This window comes from Methanobacterium sp., from assembly GCA_030017655.1.
GTDB lineage: Archaea > Methanobacteriota > Methanobacteria > Methanobacteriales > Methanobacteriaceae > Methanobacterium_D.
Window position 1 is genome coordinate 23,278 of the sequence record JASEIM010000002.1, and the last position, 21,059, is coordinate 44,336.

The following is a 21,059-nucleotide window of genomic DNA, read 5'->3' on the forward strand; positions in this document are numbered from 1 at the left end:
AAAGCACTTGAAGACACCGGTAAAAATAGTTGCAGCTGCTGAGGATGGGATGAAAAAAGAAATTCATAATAAACTAAAAAATTATTTCTAAATATATAAATTTGTTTAAAATAAAAAACAATTAATCTATTTAAACAATTATATGGTGAAAAAATATGAAATTAAACTGGAAATTATTTATAATTCTATTAATTGGATGCATCTTTGGATGGTTTGCTGTATTACCCTATACTCTGACTCTCCAAAGCAGTGCACTCCAAAATTTACCCATAGAACTTTCTGTACTATTAACAGTACAGTTTATTCAAAGTTTAATAATATCCGTAATTGCCATCTTTGTAGGTCTTTACTTTGCAAAAAAAGTTGGATTTGGCCTTCCAATACTTGAAGGGTGGCTTGAAGGCAAACCTGTTAAAAAATACTTTATATCAATTCTCCCCATATCAATCATTCTTGGAATTATAGCCGGGATTTTAATAATTGGATTAGATTACCTATTTTCATTAGCAGGAGCTGTGATTAATGTTACAGGAAGTCAGCTTACTCCTCCCGCATGGCAGGGCTTTCTTGCATCATTTTACGGGGGAATAAACGAAGAAATATTACTTAGATTATTCGTGATGACTTTACTTGTCTGGATATTCTTTAAAATTAAGAAAACCGAAACTGGAAAACCAACAAAAATAGGAGTATGGCTTGCCATCCTTTTAGCATCAATTTTATTTGGAGTTGGTCATCTACCGACTTTAGCATCAATTACAGCGCTAACTCCAATTCTAGTTGCCAGGACAATTATTTTAAACAGTATAGGTGGAATTATTTTTGGATGGCTTTACTGGAAAAAAGGACTGGAATCAGCGATGATAGCACATTTTTCAGCAGATATTGTTTTACACGTGATTCCTGCATTATTAATTGGCGCTGTTTTATAAAAAAATATTTTTTTCTTTTTTATTAGAATAATTTTTGAAGTAAATAAATCAAAAAAAGAGTTTTAAAGGGATTAATTAAAGAAGTTCTTCCCTTAAATCAATAGTATCTTCAAGATCAGGTCCTGTTGAAATTATAGTTACAGGAACTCCTGTTTCTCCTTCAATCTCATTAACGAACTTCTTAACTTCAGCTGAGAGCTTTGAATAGTCCTTTACCCTTTCACATTCAGGGAATATTTTGTCAACACATGTTAAAGCAATCTGGGTTGCCCCGTTTATCATGCAGGATTCCTTTGCCAGATCCATATCAAAGGTTCCCACTCTTCTTCTACGACCTGTAACTGTTCCATATTCTTCAAGACCTTTTTTTTCTGCCTCTTTCTCAGAAATTTCCGTTTTAAATGGTCCTTCACCAACACGAGTTATGTATGATTTGAAAACAACTATAACATCATCAACTCTTGTTGGACCAATACCAACATCGGCTGCAAAGGTACTTGCAGTTGTATCTTTACTTGTTACAAAAGGATAAGTACCATAATAAAGTGAAAGGCCGAAACCCTGGGATCCTTCAATAAAAACATCCCTTTCATCATCTAATGCTTCATTTACTTCTTTTGGAACATCAGTTATGTAATCTTTTAATTCTGGGAAATCTTCAGCTCTTTTTACTGTTCTATTTACCCTATCAGCATTTGCAGGCCCGCATCCTGTTCCAGTACTCCCTATTTTTTTAGCAAGGTAATCTGAAGATTTATCCCGTTCTTTATGTTTTTCTTCAATTATTGCACATCTGTAATCAGCAAAAGTTCTGCCCTTAACATTATATTTATTTAAATAATCAAGTTCATGCATAAAAACGCCAGGATCAACAAGCACTCCGGCCCCAATAAGTAATTTTGCACCAGTGTAGAAAAATCCAGAAGGAGTTAGCCTTAATCCATATTTATCTCCCTTAAATTCCACAGAATGTCCTGCATTAGGACCTACTCCTGCTCTTGCTATAATATCAGGTTTATCATTGTAACAGAGATAAGTGATACATTTTCCTTTACCTTCATCTCCCCAGGCGCCACCGACCAATATACTACATGTCATTTTTAGTTCTCCATATTTCTTTGCCTCTCATACTTTGGGAAGCCTTAAATAAAAATCTTTCCATTATGTTATTGGTTTGAAATTCTAAATAAATATTCTGTCAATTATATATCTAATATTTTTGACTGAATTTTCTTATACTCTCCCCATTAACAGATTCATGGAAAAAATGAACCTAAGATATGTTAAATTTAGTATTAGGAGTATTAATTTTAATTTAACTTTTATATAACACATCAAAGATGTTTATAATGTTTTTAATACCTAATCTAAAGTCTTCTATCCTTATATTCTCATTTGGAGCATGAACAAGTGATCCCCAATATTCTACACCCACAGAAACTGTTGGTATCCCTAATTTATTGATAAAATTGTAAACAGGACTGCTACCAACTGAAATAGGATAAATTAAAGGTTTTAAACCATATGTTTTTGCTGTAGCTTCTTTAATAATCTCAGTTGCAAAGGAAGAGGCTGGAATTTTAGCAGCTTCGTATCCATAAAGATAATTAACATCTACATCATCAAATCCATATTTTTTAACGTGTTTATAAAGATTTTTAAGTAGATTTTCTACTTTTTGTCCTGGAAGGAATCTAAAATCCACTTTAGCATATGCTTCGCTTGGTACAATGGTTTTGGAGCTTGCCCCAGCATAGCCAGTATGTAAACCATCAATATTACATGTAGGTTCCAAATATAAAGATTTTAGAGCATCAAAACCTTTATAATTACCTACAAATGCATTTAGCCCATATTTTTCCATTATTTCCTCATCATTGAAGGGAATATTTTTTAGAAGGTTTTCTTCTTCTCCTTCAACCAAGTCTATGTCATCATAGAAACCTTCAATAAGTATTCTACCGTTTTTATCCCTTAAACTGCTTAAAAACTCCATTAAACGCCATATAGGGTTGGGAATTAAACCAGCCCTTCCAGAATGCACATCTTTATTCGGCCCTATAACTTTAAAATCAAAATAAGCAATTCCTTTATAACCCAATTTTACGGTTGGTATTTCGTTTTCATGCCGATCTCCTGATTCCCAAACCCCCATATCCGCTTTAAAAAGCTCTTCATATTTATCCACATATCGGGGAAGAGAAACACCTCCAATTTCCTCTTCTCCCTCAAAAATAAATTTTACTGCAACTGGAAGTTCTCCATGAGTCCTTAATATTGATTCTACAGCTTTTATCCTGGCTATTATATTTCCCTTGTTATCTGCAACTCCACGAGCAAATATTTTATTATTTCTAATGGTTGGTTCAAAAGGAGGGCTTTTCCAGAGCTCTAATGGATCTGCAGGCTGCACATCGTAATGATTATAAAAAATAATTGTTTTTTCATAGGATTCTGGCTTGTATTCACCATAAACTAATGGATTTGCATCATCAAGTCTTAATATTCTTGAATCTATTCCTGCACCCTTCATAATTCCCATTACTTTCACAGATGCTTCTTCTATACATCTATTTTCCGCTGATACTGATGGAATAGAACATAAAACTTTTAAATCTTCGATAAATGCATCTAAATTTTGGTCAACGTATTCCAGCGCTTCCTGCATCAGATCACCAGTAATATATTTTGATATGGTAATGATCTGATTTTAATCTTAATAAAATTTAAGAAAAATAGTTAAAATAAAAAAATAATTAGAAGGATAAATTGGATATCCTTTCCATGGCTTCTTTGGTATTTTTAAGGGTATTAAAGGCTGTTATTCTGAAATAGCCTTCTCCACTTGGACCAAAACCTACACCTGGTGTTCCAACCACGTTGGCTTCATTTAAAAGAAGGTCAAAGAATTCCCATGAATCCATGTTATTTGGAGTTTTAACCCAGATATATGGCGAATTAGTTCCACCATAAACATTTAAACCGAGTTTTTCCAAACTTTCTTTGATAATTGCTGCATTTTTCATATAGTAGCTTACCAGTTCCTTAATTTCCTTCTGACCCTCTTCTGAATAAATTGCCTTAGCAGCCATTTGAACTGGATAAGAAACACCGTTAAACTTGGTAGTTAATCTTCTAAACCATAATTCATTTAATGAATATGGATTACCGGAAGCATCGAAACCCATTAATTCTTTAGGTACAACAGTGTAGGCACATCTTGTTCCTGTAAATCCAGCATTTTTGGAAAAGCTTCTAAATTCTATAGCAACTTCTTTTGCCCCTTCAATTTCATATATGCTTCGAGGAATTTCTTCTTCCTGTACGTAAGATTCGTATGCGGCATCGAATAATATAACTGATTTATTTTCTCGTGCATAATCGACCCATTTAGCCAGTTGTTCCCTTGTAAGCACCGTACCTGTTGGATTGTTAGGGTAACAGAGATAAATTAAATCAACCTGAGTTTCTGGAAGTTCTGGTATGAAATTGTTTTCTTCAGTACATGGAAGGTAAACCAGACCTTCATATTTTCCATCTTCTCCCATTGGGCCACCACGGCCTGCCATAATATTACTTTCAACATAAACAGGATAAACAGGGTCTGTTACGGCTACAACATTGTTTATACCAAATATTTCCTGAATATTTCCAGTATCAGGTTTTGCGCCCTCGCTTACGAATACTTCTTCAGAATCTAACTGAATTCCCAGAGGTGCGTAATCATTCTTGATGATTTCTTCAATTAAAAAATCATAACCTCTATAGGGCCCATATCCCTTGAATGTCTCAGCCTGGCCCATTTCATCCACACCCTGCTTGAATCCTTTAATTACAGCTCCAGGTAATGGTTTTGTTACATCTCCAATTCCCATTCGAATTATATTCGCGTCAGGGTTTTCTTTTTCATATTTTTCAACACGATTATCAATTTCTGCAAAGATATAATTGCTTTTAAGCAATAGAAAGTTTTCATTAATCTGTACCGCCATTTTATATTCTCCTATATTCGTCTTATTTATGTGCAAAGTAAAATATTAACTTATCACCCTTTATTTCATCCAATCTTGCAAATCCAAACCTTTCAAGCTGAACAATATCTCCAACTTTGAGATTTTTACAGGAAGGCTCAACTAAACCTTTTACACTGCCTGCATCAGGCATTATAATTTCTGCTTTTAAATTATCATCTTTTGGAATCCATTGAATTAGCTGTGCACCTGCTTCTTTTGCTTCTTCAAAACTTGAACTATGAAAAACAGATTTTTTATCTTTAAATGTTATATTTACAGAATCCATAAGTCTTAAGACTTTATCTTCTTTTATATCATCTTTTACAAGGTAAATTTCGCCGTTAAAAGGAATTTCACGATATCCTCGCTCTAAAAAATCAGGATGCAATGGTCTTTCAATAGTTCCCATATCAGAATCCGGAAGGTTCTCTATTTTCACTTCTTCTGGATTCCATACGAAGAAATACCTGTTTGCAACTTCTTCCAAGATTGCACGGTTTAATCCGTATATTTTCTTCCAGCTTACAGTTGAATCTGCGATTTTAACACCTATTTCATTCATAAGCTCATAAAGGGCTTCCTTCATTATTCCTCTTCTTGCTATGGCCCGTATTGTTCCCAATCTTGGATCATCCCATCCAGAATATATACCGTCCTGAATGCCTGTTCTAGCTTTAGAAGTACTTAAAGCTATATCTTCCATTTTAAGGCGCCCATAATGAATAAAAACAGGGACATCCCATCCAAAATATTCATATATGTATTTCTGTTTCTCACTGTTTGCAAGATGGTCCTTTCCACGTAGAACATGGGTTACTCCAAGCAAATGATCATCTACTGTAACTGAAAAGTTCATCATGGGATAAATTTTGTATTTCTTACCTGTTCGGGGATGTTCTGCATCCACAACCCTCATTGCTGCATAATCTCTTATTGCAGGATTTTTATGTTCTATATCTGTTTTTACTCGAAGTACAGCTTCTCCTTCACTCATGTTTTCCATATTTTCCCAGCGTTTAAGATTATCTTCAACACCTAAATCTCTACAAGGACATGCTTTTGACTGGTCTTTTAATTTTTTAAATTCCCCACCTTCACATGTACACATGTAGGCCCCGCCAAGTTCAATGAGTTTTTCAGCATATTCATAGTAAATAGGAAGTCTATCACTCTGTATGACTTTTTCATCAATTTTAATATCCATCCAGGACAGATCCTCATTTATCATTTCATAAGCATCAGGATCTACTCTGCGCGGGTCTGTGTCTTCTATACGCAGAATAAGTTTACCACCATATTTTTTCACATATTCATGATTTAAAATAGCAGCTCTTGCATGACCTATATGGAGCGGACCGCTGGGATTTGGGGCAAATCTTAATATTACATCCCCATCAACTTCTGGAAGGTCAGAAAGGCCTTTTGAAGAAACTTTTTTTTCCTCCTCTACCATGCCGCCTAATTTTTCAAGCTCTTTAATCTGTTCTTCAGGATTTAAAGCATTTATTTTTGTTACAACTTCAGCAACTACCTTTGAAACTTCTTTAGAATCTTTCCTGAATTCTGGATGAGAACCCATGATCATACCTATTACCGCGCCGTTTTGAGCATTTCCTTTGTGTTTTACAGCATTTTGAAGGGTATATTTGTATACCAAGTCTTTTAAACTATCCATAAAATCACTGTTTAAATCTATAAAATTAATAAAATTAATGAGTTCTCTCAAGTACAAAATCTGCAATCATTTTCAAAGAATCTTTAGCCTCAGAATCTTCTAAAACATCTAAAAGTTCTTTTGCAGACTTAACATTGTCAAGTGCGATATTTCTGGTATATTCAATTGAACCATATTTATTGAATATTCCAATTGCATCGTCGACTAAATCTTCATTATTTGCCTGTAATATTGATATAAGCCTTTCTTTATCATCATCAGATGCATTTGCAAGGGCATGAACAACCATAAGGGTCATCTTACCTTCTACAATGTCACTTCCCACTGGCTTCCCAATATCTTCTTCATCACTTACAACATCCAGATAATCATCCTGAATCTGGAACGCTAATCCAACTAAACGACCGTATTCTGCAAGGGCTTCTATCTGTTCTTCAGTTCCCCCACCGAGTATAGCTCCTGATTTTGTTGCCGCAGCTATAAGTGCTGCTGTCTTCTTGTAGATCATTGTCATGTATTCCTCTTCTTTAACGTCTAACTTTCCTTCAAAGCTTATATCAAGGGCCTGACCCTCACAGATTTTTATACATGAGTCTACAACAGTTTTTAGAGCATCTACAACTCTTTTAGGAGGGATATCATCAGTATTTGTTTCAAGTACTGTTTCAAATGCCTTAGAAAAAAGTGTGTCCCCTGCTAAAATGGCCATTGGCTCTCCCCAAAGGGCGTGCACAGATGGCTTTCCTCTCCTCATTTCATCTTTATCCATAATATCATCGTGGATAAGAGAAAAAGTGTGAATAAGCTCCATAGAAGCCGCAGTTTTTAAGGCATCTTTACTCCTACCTCCTACTGCTTCACAGCTTAAAACAACAAGTGATGGACGAATTTTTTTCCCTCCAGCTTTAATTAGATGATCTGATGCCTCACAAAGCATTGAAGGGTCAATTGTACTTAATGATTCATTAATTTCTTTATCTATGCTTTCAGAATATTTCTTTAATATGTCCATTACCATCAAATTCCTCCATTAAACACCTGCGCCTGGCCATTTCTTAAAACATGAATGTTATTTCCCATTTTATACCCCTCTTCCTCTGCAAGTTCAGTATATGATGCTAACATTGCAAGATCTCCGTGTGCTGGAATGATATGCATTGGGTTTAACATTCTTATAAAATCTCTGTGATCTTCACGTCCTGCATGCCCTGAAACATGGGCATTGGTAAATATTCTGGCACCATTTGATTTAAGTCTTCTCTCCAGTAAATTCCTGTTTGCTATGTTCATGGGATTAGGAATAATAGGTGCAGATACCACTACATTATCACCATTTCTAACATTAAATTGGGTTTTTCCACTTGCAATACGGGGCAGGAGTGCGTCCGGCTCTCCCTGATGTCCTGTTGTAACCAGAAGATAATCTCCCCTATTTTCTTCAGCCCTTGCCAGTGCTCGATTAACCGCCTTTGGACTTCCATATATACTTGCAGTTGCAGGAAGCTTTAGAATTCCCATGGCTTCTGCCATACCACAGTACCGTTCCATAGATCTTCCTAGAAGCAGTAGGTTACGGTCACTTTGTTCAGATATATTACATATTGCCTGAATACGCTCTATATGTGATGAAAATGTTGTAACAATCATTCCGTTCTTTTCATCAAGTGGATCAAGCATTATATCCTTAAGCATTATTCTTGCAATCTTTTCTGAGTGAGTTTTAGCTTCTCCATCTTCTCCAACTCTTGTTGTTTCCACTATTAATGCAAGAACCCCTTTCCTACCTAATTCTTTTAATCTACCATAATCTGGTGGTGGAGAAATCATCTGATAATTATCAAATTTAAAGTCATTTGCATAGATTATGATCCCTTCTGAAGTGTGTAAAGCTGCCATTGTGGCTTGTGGGATACTATGAGTCATGTTAATGAATTCAAGTGTAATATCTGGCGATATCTGACATTTTTCGCCAGGATTTAAGACCTGAAGCGGATTTGTGACATTGAATTTCTTTTCTCCTTTAATAGTTCGCTCTATAAGAGCTAATGTGTAAGGTGTTGCTATTATTGGGGCTTCATATCTGTGTGCAAGCTTTGCAACCGCCCCTATATGATCCAGATGACCATGGGTGAATACTATGGCCCTTACCTTACCGTCAACTTCTTTCATTAATGTATCGTCAGGAATAACTCCTCTTTCGATTAAATCTAAACTGTGCATTCTTGCTATGTCTGTATCTTCATGAATGTGAATTCTATCAAGGTGAATCCCCATGTCAAAGATGACCACATCATCTCCGACTTTTACTGCGGACATGTTCTTTCCTACTTCTTCGTATCCGCCTATTGCTATAACTTCTACGCTCATAATTGTCCTCCCTGACAAATCTTTTTAGAAAAATACGTTGAAAAACTTTTACATTTGGATGAAACCTTTTCTAAAGGTTTCGCGGATATGGATTTTCCTACTTCTTCGTATCCGCCTATTGCAATTACTTCAACGCTCATAATTGTCCTCCTTGCGTTTTATGTATAAAAACAAACCTCTTAACAATTTTAACCTGAAATTAAGATTAAAATTAGAGATCTGTACGTAATTATAATTTAACTCCCTAAAAACAGGGAATTGTACCATTTTAATTTTTTAAATTGTTCTTTGTGCATATTTAGCTGTATTAAATCCTCTTTCTGTTAACCATTCTCTTGTCTGGCCACGTATCAATAAATCACATTTCCTAAGCTCCTCAATGTTACCTGCACCAACAAGGAACATTGCAACTTTAAGTGATTCCTTAAATTCTTCAATCATAGATTCTAAAGCTTTATGGCCAACATAAGCCCCCTTAAGTAAAGGTAAAGCCATCCCCACTGATTCAGCACCTAATGCTAATGCCTTTGCAGCATCAAGCCCACTTCTAACCCCTCCAGAGGATATAACAGGAATATTTACAGATTCACATACTTCTACCGTACTTACTGCGGTGGGAATTCCCCAGTCCCAGTATAAATTCCCAAGATAGTCATTTTTAGCTCTGTATGTTTCAACTGCAGCCCAGCTTGTGCCCCCAGAGCCTGCAACATCTATTGCAGCAACTCCTGCATTTTCCAGTGTAATTGCATCTTTTTTTGAAATTCCCGCTCCAGTTTCTTTAGCTATAACCGGCATTTCTACTGTTTCTACAGTTTTTTTAATGGAATTAATATATCCAGTTGCATCTATGTCTCCTTCTGGCTGAATTGCTTCCTGCAGTGGATTTAAATGAATGGCAAGTGCATCTGCATCTATCATATCTGCTGCTGCTTCTGCATATTCTATCTGTGGTGCACCAATATTACCTATTACAAATGCAGAAGGTGCATTTTCTCTTACAACGCTATAAGTTGGTATTAATTCTTTGTTTTCTATTGCAGCACGTTGACTTCCAACTCCAATACCAATATTATGATTATGTGCTGTTTTTGCAAGTTCCAAATTTATTTTAAGTGATGCGGGATGTCCACCAGTTATTGCAGATATTATTAATGGTGCATCCATTTTTTTTCCAAAGAAATCAATACTAATATCGATTTCTTCTTTATCTACTTCTGGAAGAGCTTTGTGTATAAGTTCTATGTCTTCAAATCCTGTTCTCTTCCTTTTGTATTCTACATCGCAATTTGCACATAACAGTAAGTGCTCCAATTTACGTTCTGAAGTCATATTATACTTCCTTTTTTTAATTATAATCTAGCTTTATCAAATATTTGAAGTAATTACTTCATCTTTTTTATTACAGTTCCAATGCCTTTTTGATGATTTAATGCTTTTTTAATTAAACCTTCTTTACCTGCATTTATAATCTCAGATTCTACTTCAAGTTCTGCAAGTTCTATGAGTTCTAAAAGTTTTCCATTCATTCCGCCAGTAACGTCCACATTTAATGAACCTTCTGTTACCAGGTCTTCACATGATGTGACTGTGCTCATTAATTCTGCATCTTCATATTTTTTAGGGTCTTTGGTATAAATCCCATCTACATCTGAACCCAAAATAACACGTTCAGGTTTTAAATTCTCCCCAAAATATCTTATTATCTGATCTCCAGATAAAACACATATTTTAATTGATTCATCAAGATCTACAACTACATCTCCATAGATAACGGGGACAAACCCCATTTCTAAATATTTATTTATTAAATCCAAATCACAGGAACATATTCTTTTATTCTTTGTTATTATGAATGAGGATGGCTGTATAGAGACTGCTAAAACTCCATTTTCCCTTAAACTATCACAAACAATGGTATTTAATTTTTTAACCCAGCTTTGGGTTATGCAGAATCCAATCTTTTTATTGGCTAAATCTTCTTCATCTTTTATTGGACTGCCTATTTCATATTCTTTGGCAAATGGGTGTCCATATGAACCTGCCCCATGAACTATTATCAGTTTATCAAATGATGAGCTTGCTATTTCTGCAGAAATCCGATTTAAGTTATCATAATCAATAGTGGGCTCCTTTGCCCCCTTTTTTGTAATTACACTTCCGCCTAATTTAAGAATAATCAACTACAATCAACCTCTTAATTTGAAACAATTATTTTAACGCCTTCTTTTGAAATATCTGCCTTCATAGCATTTTCTATTTCCCTGATTGCAGATATAACTTCCCCTGTTCCATCTGGACAGTAGGCTATGATACTACCACCACCACCGGCACCGGTTATTTTAGATCCACATTTTCCTGCATTCCTTGCGGTGTAAACCATATTAGAAAGTTCTCTGGTATTTACTCCAAGTGCATCTAAAAGCCCATGATTTATATTCATAAGCTCTATAATTCTCCTTTTATCATTATTAATAATTGCATCTTTTGCTTCTTCTACAACTGATTCAATTGAATCAATTACTGGATTAATGATTTCAGGATATACTTCTCTCTTTTTTCTAACTCCCGCAACAAGTTTTCCAGTATTTCCCCTTGTAGCTGTATATCCTATAACAACAGGAATATCATAATTGATATCCAATTGAATAATATCTTTAGCATCCTTTCCTAAATAAATTAACCCACCATATGTACTTACAGTAGTATCAAGTGGACTTGCTGATTTTTGAACCTCTAATTCAACTTCATGAGCATATTTAGCTATTTCTACTTCTTTTAAATCAATATTATTATATTTTGCCACTGCTGCTATTGTTGCAACAGTTATTGCTGCTGAAGAGCCAAGTCCTCCACCAATGGGAATGTTAACATCGACACATATATTTAATCCAGAACCATCATGTATCTTCTTAAGAGATGTTAATACATATTTTAAAATCCCTTTTTTTGGTGAATCAGAAATTATATTGTTATTTTCAAGATCAATGCAACCAGCAATTTTTAAATCTCTTATATTTACATAAATTTCATTATCTACGTTTTTACAAACTTTTACATAAGCTCTCCTATTTATGGCCATTGCAATGGCTGGCTTTCCATATACAACTGCGTGTTCTCCAAAAAGAATTGCTTTTCCTGGTGCAGACGCTGTAACTTGCATTTAATCCACCGTAATGGTTCAGGCGTTTTTGACATTCTCCAAACTAACTAAGGTCCTCTATTTTAATCAAAAGATTTTATTTACCAGAATATCGCTGATGCATATCCAACAACTGCGCTTTCATCGCCAGTAGTGTCACCACTAGTTGCATATTTCAGTATTTCCGCTTTTTGAGCTCCCAGTTCCTTTGAAGCAATAATTGTGGTTGCTACAGGCCCATAACCACACATTGTAACATTAATGTCAAGAACCCTTTTAATCATCAGTTTTTCATCCATAGAATTTATTGCATCGAGTACCTGGCTGTCATTCTGTTTTGCTATATTTTGTGGTTTATAATGGGTCATATCTGAACTTGCAATAACTACTATGTCTTTTTCAAGTGCTTCTGCGGTTTTTTTAATGGATTTACCTATCTCATAAGATGATTCAAGGTCCTGCATCCACATGCTAACTGGAACAATTTCAAAATCATCACTGAAATACTGCAGAAATGGAAGTTGAACCTCAAGACTGTGTTCCTGGATGTGTGATGTTGCATCAAAGTCAATGATCCCTGCATTATCTACTAATTTTACTGTAAATTCTTCATCTATCCTAACATTTCCAAGGGGTGTTTCCCATTCTCCTTCAATCATGGTGGAAATGCCTGATCCAAGCCCCGTATGGTTAGGGCTGAGTATTACAAAAGTTTCAGGAAATCCATCTTCGAAGATTTTGTAGTAAGATTGTGCTGCAATAGGTCCAGAGTACTGATAACCAGCATGAGGGACCATTGCTCCTTTTATTTCTCTTTTGTTAAATGTTTCTTCTGGAATTTTTCCAGGGCCCAATTTATGTTCAAAACACCATTCGATTTGTTTTTTTAAAGAATCAGGATTCCTTTCATAAAAAATGCCTGCAACTGCAGGTTTTCTTATCATAAAATCACTGCCTCTTTCTTTTTAAGCTCAAATGAGCCATTCATATGTCATAATCAGCCGTGCAAATTCTTTTGCAAAGTTGATTAAAAATTTATATTTTTAACTCGAAATCAGATGGCTGCATTTCGAGGTCTTCTTCTTCTCCTAAAACTCCGCGTGCCCTTAGTATTTCTCTTGCAAGTAACCAGTAAACAAGTGCAATAGCTTTTCTACCCTTATTATTTACAGGTAAAACTATATCTACATTTCCAAGTAAGTTTTCTGTATCGCAGAGCGCCACAACAGGTATTCCTATTTGTTTAGCCTCAATTATAGCTTGTGAGTCTGAACGAGGGTCTGTGACTACGAGTACTTTTGGTTCTATAAATTTAGCGTAATTTGGATTGGTCAATGTACCTGGTATAAATCTTCCAGGAATTGTTTTTGCTCCAGTAACCTGTCCAAACTTCTTAACAGGAGCCTGGCCATATTGTCTTGTTGAGACTACAAGTATGTCATCTGGATCAAATTTTGAAAGGAATTTGGCTGCTGCCTGGATTCTATCGTTTGTTTTTCTTACATCCAGGACATAAAGACCATCTGCTCTTACTCTGTAGATGTATCGTTCCATATCTTTGGTTTTCTGTTGTGTTCCAATGTGTAAACCTGCTGCTAAATACTTGTCAAGTGGGATTAATAGTTCTGACAAATTATCACCTCATAAATTATTCTATTTATGTGGTTCAGGAAATGTTTTCAAATCAAAGATTTGAAACAACAAAAAACGAAGCTTACAAACACGGAGTGTTTGTGCATTCAAAAACATCTGGTTTTTGAAAGTTTTTTGCATGCAAGCATTTCCTTCAACCTAAATTTTTTTTTAAAAATTTGTGGTTCGAAAACGTAAAGTTTCCTTCAACCTCAAAAATTTTCTATTTTTGGGTTCGGAAAATCTTTGATTTTCCTCAACCTCAAAAATTTTCTATTTTTTGGGGCAGCCGAACACTTGTGTTCGGGCCCTGCAAATCTTAAAATCGAAGATTTTTTTATGTGACAAACCATAGATTTGTCAGCTTTGATTTGCTACCGAGGAAATTAGTATCCTCAAATTATTATTCAAATAATTGAATCGTTTTTAAGTTAATATATACAAAATCTAAAGGTTTTTACTAAATTATGTGGGGTGTTTTATTCTTCCACTTCTACTGCCTCATTTGGGCAAACATCCATGCAAACTTCGCATAAACTGCATTCTTCTTTATTCTGGACTATTACTTTGTCTCCATCTATTATTATAACTTCCATCGGACATACATCCACACATTCTGCACAGTCAGCACCGTCACATTTCTCATAGTCAATTGTTATTTTAACCATCATATCACCTATTTTACTGTTTTCAGTAGTTATTATCCATTAGAAATAAGTTATATTCCTCGTCCCATTCCCCCTTTCCTTCCAGATCCTCTTCCACCCGGAAATCCAGAAAATAATGAAGTTACTTCTTCTAATTTACCTTCAATGAATTGTTCCAGATTTTTCTCCACGCTACCTGAAGTAATTCTGTAAACTTTGATATCAGCATTTTTTAAAGTATTAAATGCAATTGGGCCTAATTCGCCTGAAATTAGAGCATTAACTTCATGATCTATTATAAATTGTGCAGCTATGTTTCCTGCTCCTCTTTCATTTTTTGCAGGGTTTGCTATTGGTGAAACATCTTTTATTTCATCATTTTCTAAATCTGCAATTATAAATTCAGGGCTTCTCCCAAATACAGAGCTTACTTCAGACCCTAAATTAGTTCCTGCAGATGTTACAGCTACTTTCATACGTATCCCTCTTTTTTTAATATCATACTTTATATTTTATTTACAATTTTCAACATATGTCCATTTCCTGAGTTTCATGAATTTGAGACATTTTTCATTTTTTTTTTTGCATTTAGAAATAAAAATGGCAAGATTTGAAGTTTTTTTGAAAAAATTAAATAATTTTTAACAGCCCTCTCCTTTACATGATCTTTTATCTGCAATAGGCAACATTCCCCTTTTCCATTCTTTAATAACATCTTTAACCTTTCCAGATGCCCCTGAAAATACTTCTATTTCACTATTACGTAGCATAGATATAGCTTTCGGACCTAAATTTCCACAAATCAGCACATTAGCTCTTGAACCAATTATTATCTCTGCTGGCGTTTTAGAACCACCCCTATGCCTACCAGTACTTTCAGTTACATTAATTTCTTTAATCTCACCCTTTTCAAGCTCAATTAAAGTAAAATAGGGACTTTTCCCAAAATGAATGGAAACTTCAGATAATAAACCACCCTCATCTAATGTAGGTACACATATAAGAGTAACTTTCATCATCTCCTTTTTAATCGATTAGTCAGCCCCACAAAGTGGTGCTCCACATTCCGGGCATTTAGCGTTTCTACATGGGATTCTTGGTGTCTTTGAGGATTCATATCCACATTGTATACATTTACATATTCTTGAAGGGCCCGCACCAATTCCACCTCCGCTGTATCCCTTTCTTCTTCCTATTCCTGGCTGTCCAATTTTTTTTTGAATTTCTTCAGCATTTATTTTATATATGTACTCTGATTGGCAATCAGGGCATTTTTCATATTCTTTTTCAGGACTGCTCCATTCAAAACCACAGCTTTTACATCTATATTTATCTGTCACGAAAATGCCTCCTTTAATTTTGATGATCTTTCCTTCAATTAGAGCCTTAGCGATTTTTTCTCGAGCAGAATTCAATGTCCTGTGAAAGGTTGGCTGTGAGATATCCATTTTTTCTGCTGCCTTCTGCTGTTTAATATCATCATAGTCTTTTAGCCGTATTGCTTCAAATTCATCTAATGTAATCTCTACTGGCCGAATTAGGTTACAATTGTCTCTAGAATCTGGTTTAAAGCATCTAATTGCGGGTTCTTGAAAAATTTGTCTGAATCTTTTTGGTCTCACCATGTTATGAATATATATTCATAACCCTAATATAAAGTTTTTGGCCCACCTAAAAAAATAGTAAAAAAATTATGTATAGAAAATTTAAATCAAAAAAGAATTAAAATACTTATCTTAAAAATTATAAATTATTTAATAACTGTTTCCAAAGTAGTATCCATTAAAATATCAAATGGTATTTTTTCTTCCCATCCTGCATTTTCGAATATGTTCATAAAACAGACCCCAATGACTTTTGGTTTCTTTTCTCCAGATATTTCTTGGATCATTTCCAATACATCTTCAGGAGCGCAGCCAAATTTAGGCATTGCCAAACCACCAAGAATAACAATTGCATCAGGGTTTTTAGGATCTGCTTTTTCATCCACTACGCTAAATCCAATACCCTGCTGCATTTTTACATTTTTAGCACTTTCTTTTTCTGATTTTGGTACATAAACCAACTTATAGTTTTTATCCCTAACTGAATAAGATAACAACTCTACAAATGGTGTACATACTGCTACTGAACCCACAAAAACAATTTTAGATTCATTCTCGATATCACTTAGACTTTCTCTAAAACTACCGGTTAATCCAACTATACCCATCTTTTTATCCATTTTTTCCCACCTAAATAATGATAATAATATATTATATCATAAATAATATAAAATATTATAAAAATGAATTAATTTGGATATTAATCGGAAAAATAAAAGAAAAAATCCAACAATTATTTTTATTTTACACTTATATTTAGTTAATTCAAAATTAGAAACACTAAAATTAGATTAAAAAAAGAAATAATCTAAATTATTCTTCATATTAATATTATAAAGTTTCATATCTTAAATAACTAAAAAACGACTTTTACATGTATACTGAATTATTTATTTTCAGTTCTTTTTTAAGTTTTATCAGCGTTATTTCATTTCTCGAGCCTAATCGCATTGGAGGGCCCCAAGTCCCTGTTCCCTGAGAAACATAGAGATGCGTTCCATTGTATTCATAAAGCCCATTAAAATACTGAAAAACAAGACGGCCCAGATAATTGAATGGGAAAAACTGTCCTTTATGTGTATGCCCTGAAATCTGTAAATCAACTCCTGCAGCACTTGCAGCTTCAATTCCAGTTGGTACATGGTACATTAGGATAGAAGGTTTTGATTTATCTATTTTTATTTGCGAAAGCACATTTTTAAGATGATCTTGTTCAAATGAATAATTAACACCAATTATTTGAATGTCATGGACTTCTACCATTTCATCCATCAATACGCCTATATTTGTGGTTTTAAGAACTTCAAGAACATTATCCAACCCTTCATAAACGTCATGATTACCTATTCCAAGAAATACTGGACATTTAAGTTTATCTATGGCATTAAACATATATGGATGTAATTTAGCACTTCCATCTGCGGTATCGCCTGTTATTAACACAATATCCGGGTTTAGAGCGTTTGTATTCTTAACTATCTCTGTTATAAATCCCGAATTCCGTATAGACCCTATATGCATATCTGTAAGTTGAACTATTTTCATGTCTCTTTTTAAATTTGGAACATTAATTTCTAATTCTTTAACTTCCAGATACAGACTGTTAAAAATTGCATATGCACTTATAACTGAAGCAAGCACTATGATTGAGATTCCTGCTGTAAATGGAGGTATATTAAATATAAATTTCAGTATTTCATAGCTAAGAAGCAGAAATAAGATAAAAAATGATATTCCCATCCATACAGAAGCAATTGTATATAAAGCACGGGTAATTATATGTGATACTGTCCTTTCAAGTACTGCTGCAGTCGGATAAGACATTGCAAATAAAAATATCAATGAATAAACCGTTATTTTTGATAAATCAAGGAGCATACCCATTCTGGAGAATATATAGTAATTTAGAGCTAGAAATCCAAAGAAAAATACCGATAGGAACATGGCCATCTGAACTATTCTCTTCATTTTTACTCCTGTACTAAAATAAATATTAATTGATTAACCCAAAAAATGTGATTATAAAATAGATGATTCTGGCAACAGTTTAACCAGTGTATAATCATACATCATGGATTTTTGGATTTCTGAAACGTCCCCTAACCGGTAATCGTCAACTTTGACATTTCCAATTTCATCCTTATATCTATCAAAGTTAAGTTTAACTCTTACTCCATCAAGCTGACTTACAATTGGGGAAGGAGAATATATTTCTTCTATTGCAGGTATCTGATTTTCTATTTCACTTTTTACAAGTATTGAAGGAACTATTGGAGGGTCCTGAGCTATTTCATGCCGTTTATCGTTTAAAATACCTTCAACCGTAGAAACAAGGTTTCTAAGTGCCCTGATATTTTCTCCACGCTTAAGTCTTCTTGGAATTCTTCCCAAACCTCCAACATATGCTGTTGCCCCTGGAATCTCGTCTGCATTCATATATGGTGCCCCTGTTACTACAACTGGTATTTCCATATCTTCAAAAAGATGAGTCTTGTTTAGTATACATTCCCTGAAGCTTCCAAGTGCAAAAACCGCCAGATCATGCTCTTCAATGAGCTTTTTTTCATCCTGAGATATTCTGGATATGCCTTTTCCTGCTCCGCGGGATAAACCTATCATATTATCCTTTGCACCATATCTTCGGAGGTATTCTGAAATATCGCATGCAGAATGAGGAAGATGCTGTCTGGCAAGAGTGGGAGATACTATTGCAATTTCTGTTCCTGCCATTGGAGCCACTTTTATAGTTCCAAGAAGTTCTTTTGCTTTTTCTTTAACTTTATCAACATCTTCTATTGGTACAGCAATAGTAATGACAAGATCCATCTGGCTGAAGTTTTCCTGCAGCACAAATCCTCCCAGATCTTCTATTAATTCTGTTACCTCTTCATGTTTGTGAACTCCACCAGTATATGTCAGTGTTTCGTACATAAACTTTTCTCCAAAATGTTATATCTCATTTCAGCCCTTTTTATGGGGTCTAATGGAACATTTTTATGGGAAGGAACTTCAACTGCCCTTACATTATCTTTTATTTCACCAAGTATTTTATCTTTCATATAATCCGGATAAACTATATAGTCAAAATTCTCTTGAACAATTGTAAAACCCATATCTTCCACTATTTCTCTTAAAAAATTTGAATATACTTTTATTTTTATTTTTTCATTATTATTTTTTGAATATCCAACTTTATTCGTTTTATATTTTAATGGTGTAGTTTTAAATATTTCTGAAAGCTTTTTTATGCTCTCATCAATCTGTGAAAATGTGTTTAATTTAATCTTTATAGATTTAGAAGATGTTAATGTTTCAGATAGTGTTACCACAATATCTCCATTTATTTTATTTGGATTTGAGCTTACAATATAGTCAGTGATGCCTGCTAATTCAAGAATTCTATCGCACATGGGAGTTGTAACAATTCTCATTGATGACATGCTTTATCATCGCCTTAAATATTATATCAATTTTGCTTTTTAATCTTTAGTTAAATTAAAGTATTAATAAATACATAATACATAATACTTATTGAAGTCAATTGATAGTTCTAAAAATATTTAGAGGTGTTTTATAATGAAAATAGATGAAATTAAAGGCAAAGATGTGATAGATACAGAAGGAAATAAAATAGGAGAAGTAGAAGACCTTGAATTAGACCTTAGTAATCGTAGAATAGAAGGAATCGTACTTAGAGAAGGAAGCCTATCAGCAAAAATAGGACTAGGCGAACAAAGAACAATACCATGCAGTATGGTGGATAAAATTGGCGATAAAGTCTTATTACGATCTGGAAGAGGCCGAAGTCTGCAAGATTTAGATGTTACAACTGGTGGAGAATAGAAAGGATCAGAAGAACAATCAATCCATTCCTTTCTTATTTTAATAAAGAAAGAGTGAATCAGTGAAAAGTGTTAGAGTTATTCATTTGAACATTAAAATATTTATTCAAACGCTAAATTAAAAAATATTGATTCTAGTGGTTAAAAAATTAAAATAAACACATTAGCTTTATTTCTATTTTTAAAAATATTTATATATTAATTCAACTATAAATAATCTTAAGATCAATCATAATATTGATCGAAGGATGTGAATTAATTGTTCGGAACAAACCAAGGTCCAAAAACAGCCCCTATTGAAGAAGGGGAAGAATATGATGTTAAAATTGAAGATGTAGGTAAAGAAGGCGACGGAATTACCAGAATAAATGGTTTTGTAGTATTTGTGCCTGATACCAAAGTTGGTGACGAGGTTAAAGTAAAAATAGTTTCTGTAAGAAGAAAATTTGGTTTTGCTGAAAAAATTTAAATAAACCCACTCAATTCATTTTTTATTCTAAAATCCTAATTTTTTGGTGTTTTTAAATGCTAGTTACATTAAACCTAGAGAAATCGCTTTCTCACGATGTTGGAATTATGGTTGATGTCTTAAGAGCCAGTACAACAATTACAGTTGCATTAGATAATTTTAATAAAGTTTTTGCAGTTAAAGATAAGAATAAAGCCGTTGAATTAGCAAAAAAATATGATGCAGTTCTTGCAGGTGAAAGAGACGGTGCAACAATTCCAGGTTTTGATGTGGGTAATTCACCAGTTGAAATAAAAAATTTCAGCGGCGATACACTTGTTCTAACAACAAGCAATGGTACCAGAATCCTTAAAGGAATGACCGCAAAATCGCTTGTTGGATCCTTTGTAAATGCAAAAGCAGCTGCCAAATTAGCTTCTAAAATTGCAGAAAACCATATAGAAATTGTAATGGCAGGAGTTAGAGGGAGATTTGCAATTGAAGATTTTCTTGGTGCTGGAGAAATAATATCAAACCTTAAAAACTATGAACTTGATGAAATGGCTCAGGCAGCTTATATGGCATCAAGAGACGAAAATATGGTTAATGAAGCCGTGATTAATTCCAAATCAGCACTGGGGCTTAAAAAACTTGGATTTTTTGAAGATGTTAAATTCTGTATTAAAAAAGACATATATGATATGGTTCCTGTCTATCAAAATGGGATTATTAAAAAAATATAAATTATTTAATATTA

24 protein-coding genes are annotated in these 21,059 nt (G+C 34.0%); 4 read left to right on the forward strand and 20 right to left on the reverse strand.

Translation table 11 applies throughout. The features are described from left to right. Positions 1–155 precede the first annotated feature (155 nt). Positions 156–932 carry a CPBP family intramembrane metalloprotease gene (locus tag QMD61_01380; GenBank protein MDI6723278.1) on the forward strand — a complete coding sequence of 259 codons (777 nt, stop codon included), beginning with the start codon at positions 156–158 and terminating at the stop codon, positions 930–932. Between the two features lie 75 nt (positions 933–1,007). Here QMD61_01380 and QMD61_01385 read toward each other — a convergent pair whose 3' ends face one another. From QMD61_01385 to QMD61_01480, 20 genes are all read right to left on the reverse strand, one after another. Then, the gene (locus QMD61_01385; GenBank protein ID MDI6723279.1) at positions 1,008–2,030 is read right to left on the reverse strand and encodes an adenylosuccinate synthetase; all 1,023 of its coding nucleotides are present in this window, start codon (positions 2,028–2,030) and stop codon (positions 1,008–1,010) included. Between the two features lie 217 nt (positions 2,031–2,247). After that, on the reverse strand, positions 2,248–3,600 hold the full coding sequence (locus QMD61_01390) for a M20/M25/M40 family metallo-hydrolase (protein MDI6723280.1): 1,353 nt from the start codon (positions 3,598–3,600) through the stop codon (positions 2,248–2,250). A gap of 88 nt (positions 3,601–3,688) precedes the next feature. After that, positions 3,689–4,924, reverse strand: a complete 1,236-nt coding sequence (locus QMD61_01395; GenBank protein ID MDI6723281.1) for an LL-diaminopimelate aminotransferase — start codon at positions 4,922–4,924, stop codon at positions 3,689–3,691. Positions 4,925–4,946: 22 nt separating this feature from the next. Continuing rightward, positions 4,947–6,620 carry a glutamate--tRNA ligase gene (locus QMD61_01400; GenBank protein ID MDI6723282.1) on the reverse strand — a complete coding sequence of 558 codons (1,674 nt, stop codon included), beginning with the start codon at positions 6,618–6,620 and terminating at the stop codon, positions 4,947–4,949. Positions 6,621–6,654: 34 nt separating this feature from the next. After that, the gene (gene idsA, locus QMD61_01405; GenBank protein ID MDI6723283.1) at positions 6,655–7,638 is read right to left on the reverse strand and encodes a short chain isoprenyl diphosphate synthase IdsA; all 984 of its coding nucleotides are present in this window, start codon (positions 7,636–7,638) and stop codon (positions 6,655–6,657) included. Further along, positions 7,638–8,987 carry an RNase J family beta-CASP ribonuclease gene (locus QMD61_01410; protein MDI6723284.1) on the reverse strand — a complete coding sequence of 450 codons (1,350 nt, stop codon included), beginning with the start codon at positions 8,985–8,987 and terminating at the stop codon, positions 7,638–7,640. The genes idsA and QMD61_01410 overlap by 1 nt, the downstream gene beginning before the upstream one ends. Continuing rightward, positions 8,984–9,127, reverse strand: coding sequence for a hypothetical protein (locus QMD61_01415; GenBank protein MDI6723285.1), 144 nt, complete (start codon positions 9,125–9,127; stop codon positions 8,984–8,986). The genes QMD61_01410 and QMD61_01415 overlap by 4 nt, the downstream gene beginning before the upstream one ends. A 136-nt stretch (positions 9,128–9,263) precedes the next feature. After that, positions 9,264–10,319: a type 2 isopentenyl-diphosphate Delta-isomerase gene (fni, locus tag QMD61_01420; GenBank protein ID MDI6723286.1), complete on the reverse strand. Its 1,056-nt coding sequence runs from the start codon at positions 10,317–10,319 to the stop codon at positions 9,264–9,266. Between the two features lie 53 nt (positions 10,320–10,372). After that, positions 10,373–11,170, reverse strand: a complete 798-nt coding sequence (locus QMD61_01425; GenBank protein ID MDI6723287.1) for an isopentenyl phosphate kinase — start codon at positions 11,168–11,170, stop codon at positions 10,373–10,375. A gap of 14 nt (positions 11,171–11,184) precedes the next feature. Next, the gene (gene mvk / locus QMD61_01430; protein MDI6723288.1) at positions 11,185–12,150 is read right to left on the reverse strand and encodes a mevalonate kinase; all 966 of its coding nucleotides are present in this window, start codon (positions 12,148–12,150) and stop codon (positions 11,185–11,187) included. A gap of 80 nt (positions 12,151–12,230) precedes the next feature. After that, entirely contained in the window at positions 12,231–13,073 is an 843-nt protein-coding gene (amrB, locus tag QMD61_01435) for an AmmeMemoRadiSam system protein B (GenBank protein MDI6723289.1), read from the reverse strand. A 91-nt stretch (positions 13,074–13,164) separates the two neighbouring features. Further along, complete coding sequence (rpsB, locus tag QMD61_01440) at positions 13,165–13,761, reverse strand: 30S ribosomal protein S2 (protein MDI6723290.1); 597 nt, start codon at positions 13,759–13,761, stop codon at positions 13,165–13,167. A gap of 479 nt (positions 13,762–14,240) precedes the next feature. Next, positions 14,241–14,429, reverse strand: coding sequence for a 4Fe-4S dicluster domain-containing protein (locus QMD61_01445; GenBank protein ID MDI6723291.1), 189 nt, complete (start codon positions 14,427–14,429; stop codon positions 14,241–14,243). Positions 14,430–14,479: 50 nt separating this feature from the next. Next, positions 14,480–14,884: a NifB/NifX family molybdenum-iron cluster-binding protein gene (locus QMD61_01450; GenBank protein MDI6723292.1), complete on the reverse strand. Its 405-nt coding sequence runs from the start codon at positions 14,882–14,884 to the stop codon at positions 14,480–14,482. A gap of 165 nt (positions 14,885–15,049) precedes the next feature. Next, entirely contained in the window at positions 15,050–15,424 is a 375-nt protein-coding gene (locus QMD61_01455) for a NifB/NifX family molybdenum-iron cluster-binding protein (protein MDI6723293.1), read from the reverse strand. A gap of 18 nt (positions 15,425–15,442) precedes the next feature. Then, positions 15,443–16,033, reverse strand: a complete 591-nt coding sequence (locus QMD61_01460; protein ID MDI6723294.1) for a DUF134 domain-containing protein — start codon at positions 16,031–16,033, stop codon at positions 15,443–15,445. A 125-nt stretch (positions 16,034–16,158) separates the two neighbouring features. Further along, positions 16,159–16,632: a DUF2124 family protein gene (locus QMD61_01465; GenBank protein MDI6723295.1), complete on the reverse strand. Its 474-nt coding sequence runs from the start codon at positions 16,630–16,632 to the stop codon at positions 16,159–16,161. Positions 16,633–16,882: 250 nt separating this feature from the next. Continuing rightward, on the reverse strand, positions 16,883–17,980 hold the full coding sequence (locus QMD61_01470) for a metallophosphoesterase (protein MDI6723296.1): 1,098 nt from the start codon (positions 17,978–17,980) through the stop codon (positions 16,883–16,885). A 51-nt stretch (positions 17,981–18,031) separates the two neighbouring features. Then, entirely contained in the window at positions 18,032–18,943 is a 912-nt protein-coding gene (locus QMD61_01475) for a methanogenesis marker 7 protein (protein MDI6723297.1), read from the reverse strand. Next, positions 18,928–19,443 carry a hypothetical protein gene (locus tag QMD61_01480; protein ID MDI6723298.1) on the reverse strand — a complete coding sequence of 172 codons (516 nt, stop codon included), beginning with the start codon at positions 19,441–19,443 and terminating at the stop codon, positions 18,928–18,930. Before QMD61_01480 ends, QMD61_01475 begins: the two co-directional genes overlap by 16 nt. A 145-nt stretch (positions 19,444–19,588) precedes the next feature. Between QMD61_01480 and QMD61_01485 the strand changes: the two genes are divergently transcribed. The 3 genes from QMD61_01485 to comB all read left to right on the forward strand — a co-directional run bounded on the left by QMD61_01485 (position 19,589) and on the right by comB (position 21,045). Then, the gene (locus QMD61_01485; protein ID MDI6723299.1) at positions 19,589–19,855 is read left to right on the forward strand and encodes a PRC-barrel domain-containing protein; all 267 of its coding nucleotides are present in this window, start codon (positions 19,589–19,591) and stop codon (positions 19,853–19,855) included. Between the two features lie 258 nt (positions 19,856–20,113). Next, on the forward strand, positions 20,114–20,323 hold the full coding sequence (locus QMD61_01490) for a TRAM domain-containing protein (GenBank protein ID MDI6723300.1): 210 nt from the start codon (positions 20,114–20,116) through the stop codon (positions 20,321–20,323). A 56-nt stretch (positions 20,324–20,379) separates the two neighbouring features. Next, positions 20,380–21,045 (forward strand): 2-phosphosulfolactate phosphatase, encoded by a 666-nt coding sequence (comB, locus tag QMD61_01495; protein MDI6723301.1) that lies wholly within the window; start codon positions 20,380–20,382, stop codon positions 21,043–21,045. Positions 21,046–21,059: the final 14 nt, after the last annotated feature.

Bases quoted from the DNA above. Each gene is read 5' to 3' on its own strand.
- QMD61_01445 (MDI6723291.1), bottom strand. From the start codon at position 14,429: ATGGTTAAAATAACAATTGACTATGAGAAATGTGACGGTGCTGACTGT.
- idsA (MDI6723283.1), bottom strand. From the start codon at position 7,638: ATGGTAATGGACATATTAAAGAAATATTCTGAAAGCATAGATAAAGAA.
- QMD61_01460 (MDI6723294.1), bottom strand. From the start codon at position 16,033: ATGGTGAGACCAAAAAGATTCAGACAAATTTTTCAAGAACCCGCAATT.
- QMD61_01410 (MDI6723284.1), bottom strand. From the start codon at position 8,987: ATGAGCGTAGAAGTTATAGCAATAGGCGGATACGAAGAAGTAGGAAAG.
- mvk (MDI6723288.1), bottom strand. From the start codon at position 12,150: ATGCAAGTTACAGCGTCTGCACCAGGAAAAGCAATTCTTTTTGGAGAA.
- QMD61_01485 (MDI6723299.1), top strand. From the start codon at position 19,589: ATGAAAATAGATGAAATTAAAGGCAAAGATGTGATAGATACAGAAGGA.
- QMD61_01470 (MDI6723296.1), bottom strand. From the start codon at position 17,980: ATGAAGAGAATAGTTCAGATGGCCATGTTCCTATCGGTATTTTTCTTT.
- QMD61_01480 (MDI6723298.1), bottom strand. From the start codon at position 19,443: ATGAGAATTGTTACAACTCCCATGTGCGATAGAATTCTTGAATTAGCA.
- QMD61_01380 (MDI6723278.1), top strand. From the start codon at position 156: ATGAAATTAAACTGGAAATTATTTATAATTCTATTAATTGGATGCATC.
- QMD61_01395 (MDI6723281.1), bottom strand. From the start codon at position 4,924: ATGGCGGTACAGATTAATGAAAACTTTCTATTGCTTAAAAGCAATTAT.
- QMD61_01450 (MDI6723292.1), bottom strand. From the start codon at position 14,884: ATGAAAGTAGCTGTAACATCTGCAGGAACTAATTTAGGGTCTGAAGTA.
- QMD61_01390 (MDI6723280.1), bottom strand. From the start codon at position 3,600: ATGCAGGAAGCGCTGGAATACGTTGACCAAAATTTAGATGCATTTATC.
- fni (MDI6723286.1), bottom strand. From the start codon at position 10,319: ATGACTTCAGAACGTAAATTGGAGCACTTACTGTTATGTGCAAATTGC.
- QMD61_01475 (MDI6723297.1), bottom strand. From the start codon at position 18,943: ATGTACGAAACACTGACATATACTGGTGGAGTTCACAAACATGAAGAG.
- QMD61_01455 (MDI6723293.1), bottom strand. From the start codon at position 15,424: ATGAAAGTTACTCTTATATGTGTACCTACATTAGATGAGGGTGGTTTA.
- QMD61_01385 (MDI6723279.1), bottom strand. From the start codon at position 2,030: ATGACATGTAGTATATTGGTCGGTGGCGCCTGGGGAGATGAAGGTAAA.
- amrB (MDI6723289.1), bottom strand. From the start codon at position 13,073: ATGATAAGAAAACCTGCAGTTGCAGGCATTTTTTATGAAAGGAATCCT.
- QMD61_01465 (MDI6723295.1), bottom strand. From the start codon at position 16,632: ATGGATAAAAAGATGGGTATAGTTGGATTAACCGGTAGTTTTAGAGAA.
- comB (MDI6723301.1), top strand. From the start codon at position 20,380: ATGCTAGTTACATTAAACCTAGAGAAATCGCTTTCTCACGATGTTGGA.
- QMD61_01400 (MDI6723282.1), bottom strand. From the start codon at position 6,620: ATGGATAGTTTAAAAGACTTGGTATACAAATATACCCTTCAAAATGCT.
- QMD61_01415 (MDI6723285.1), bottom strand. From the start codon at position 9,127: ATGAGCGTTGAAGTAATTGCAATAGGCGGATACGAAGAAGTAGGAAAA.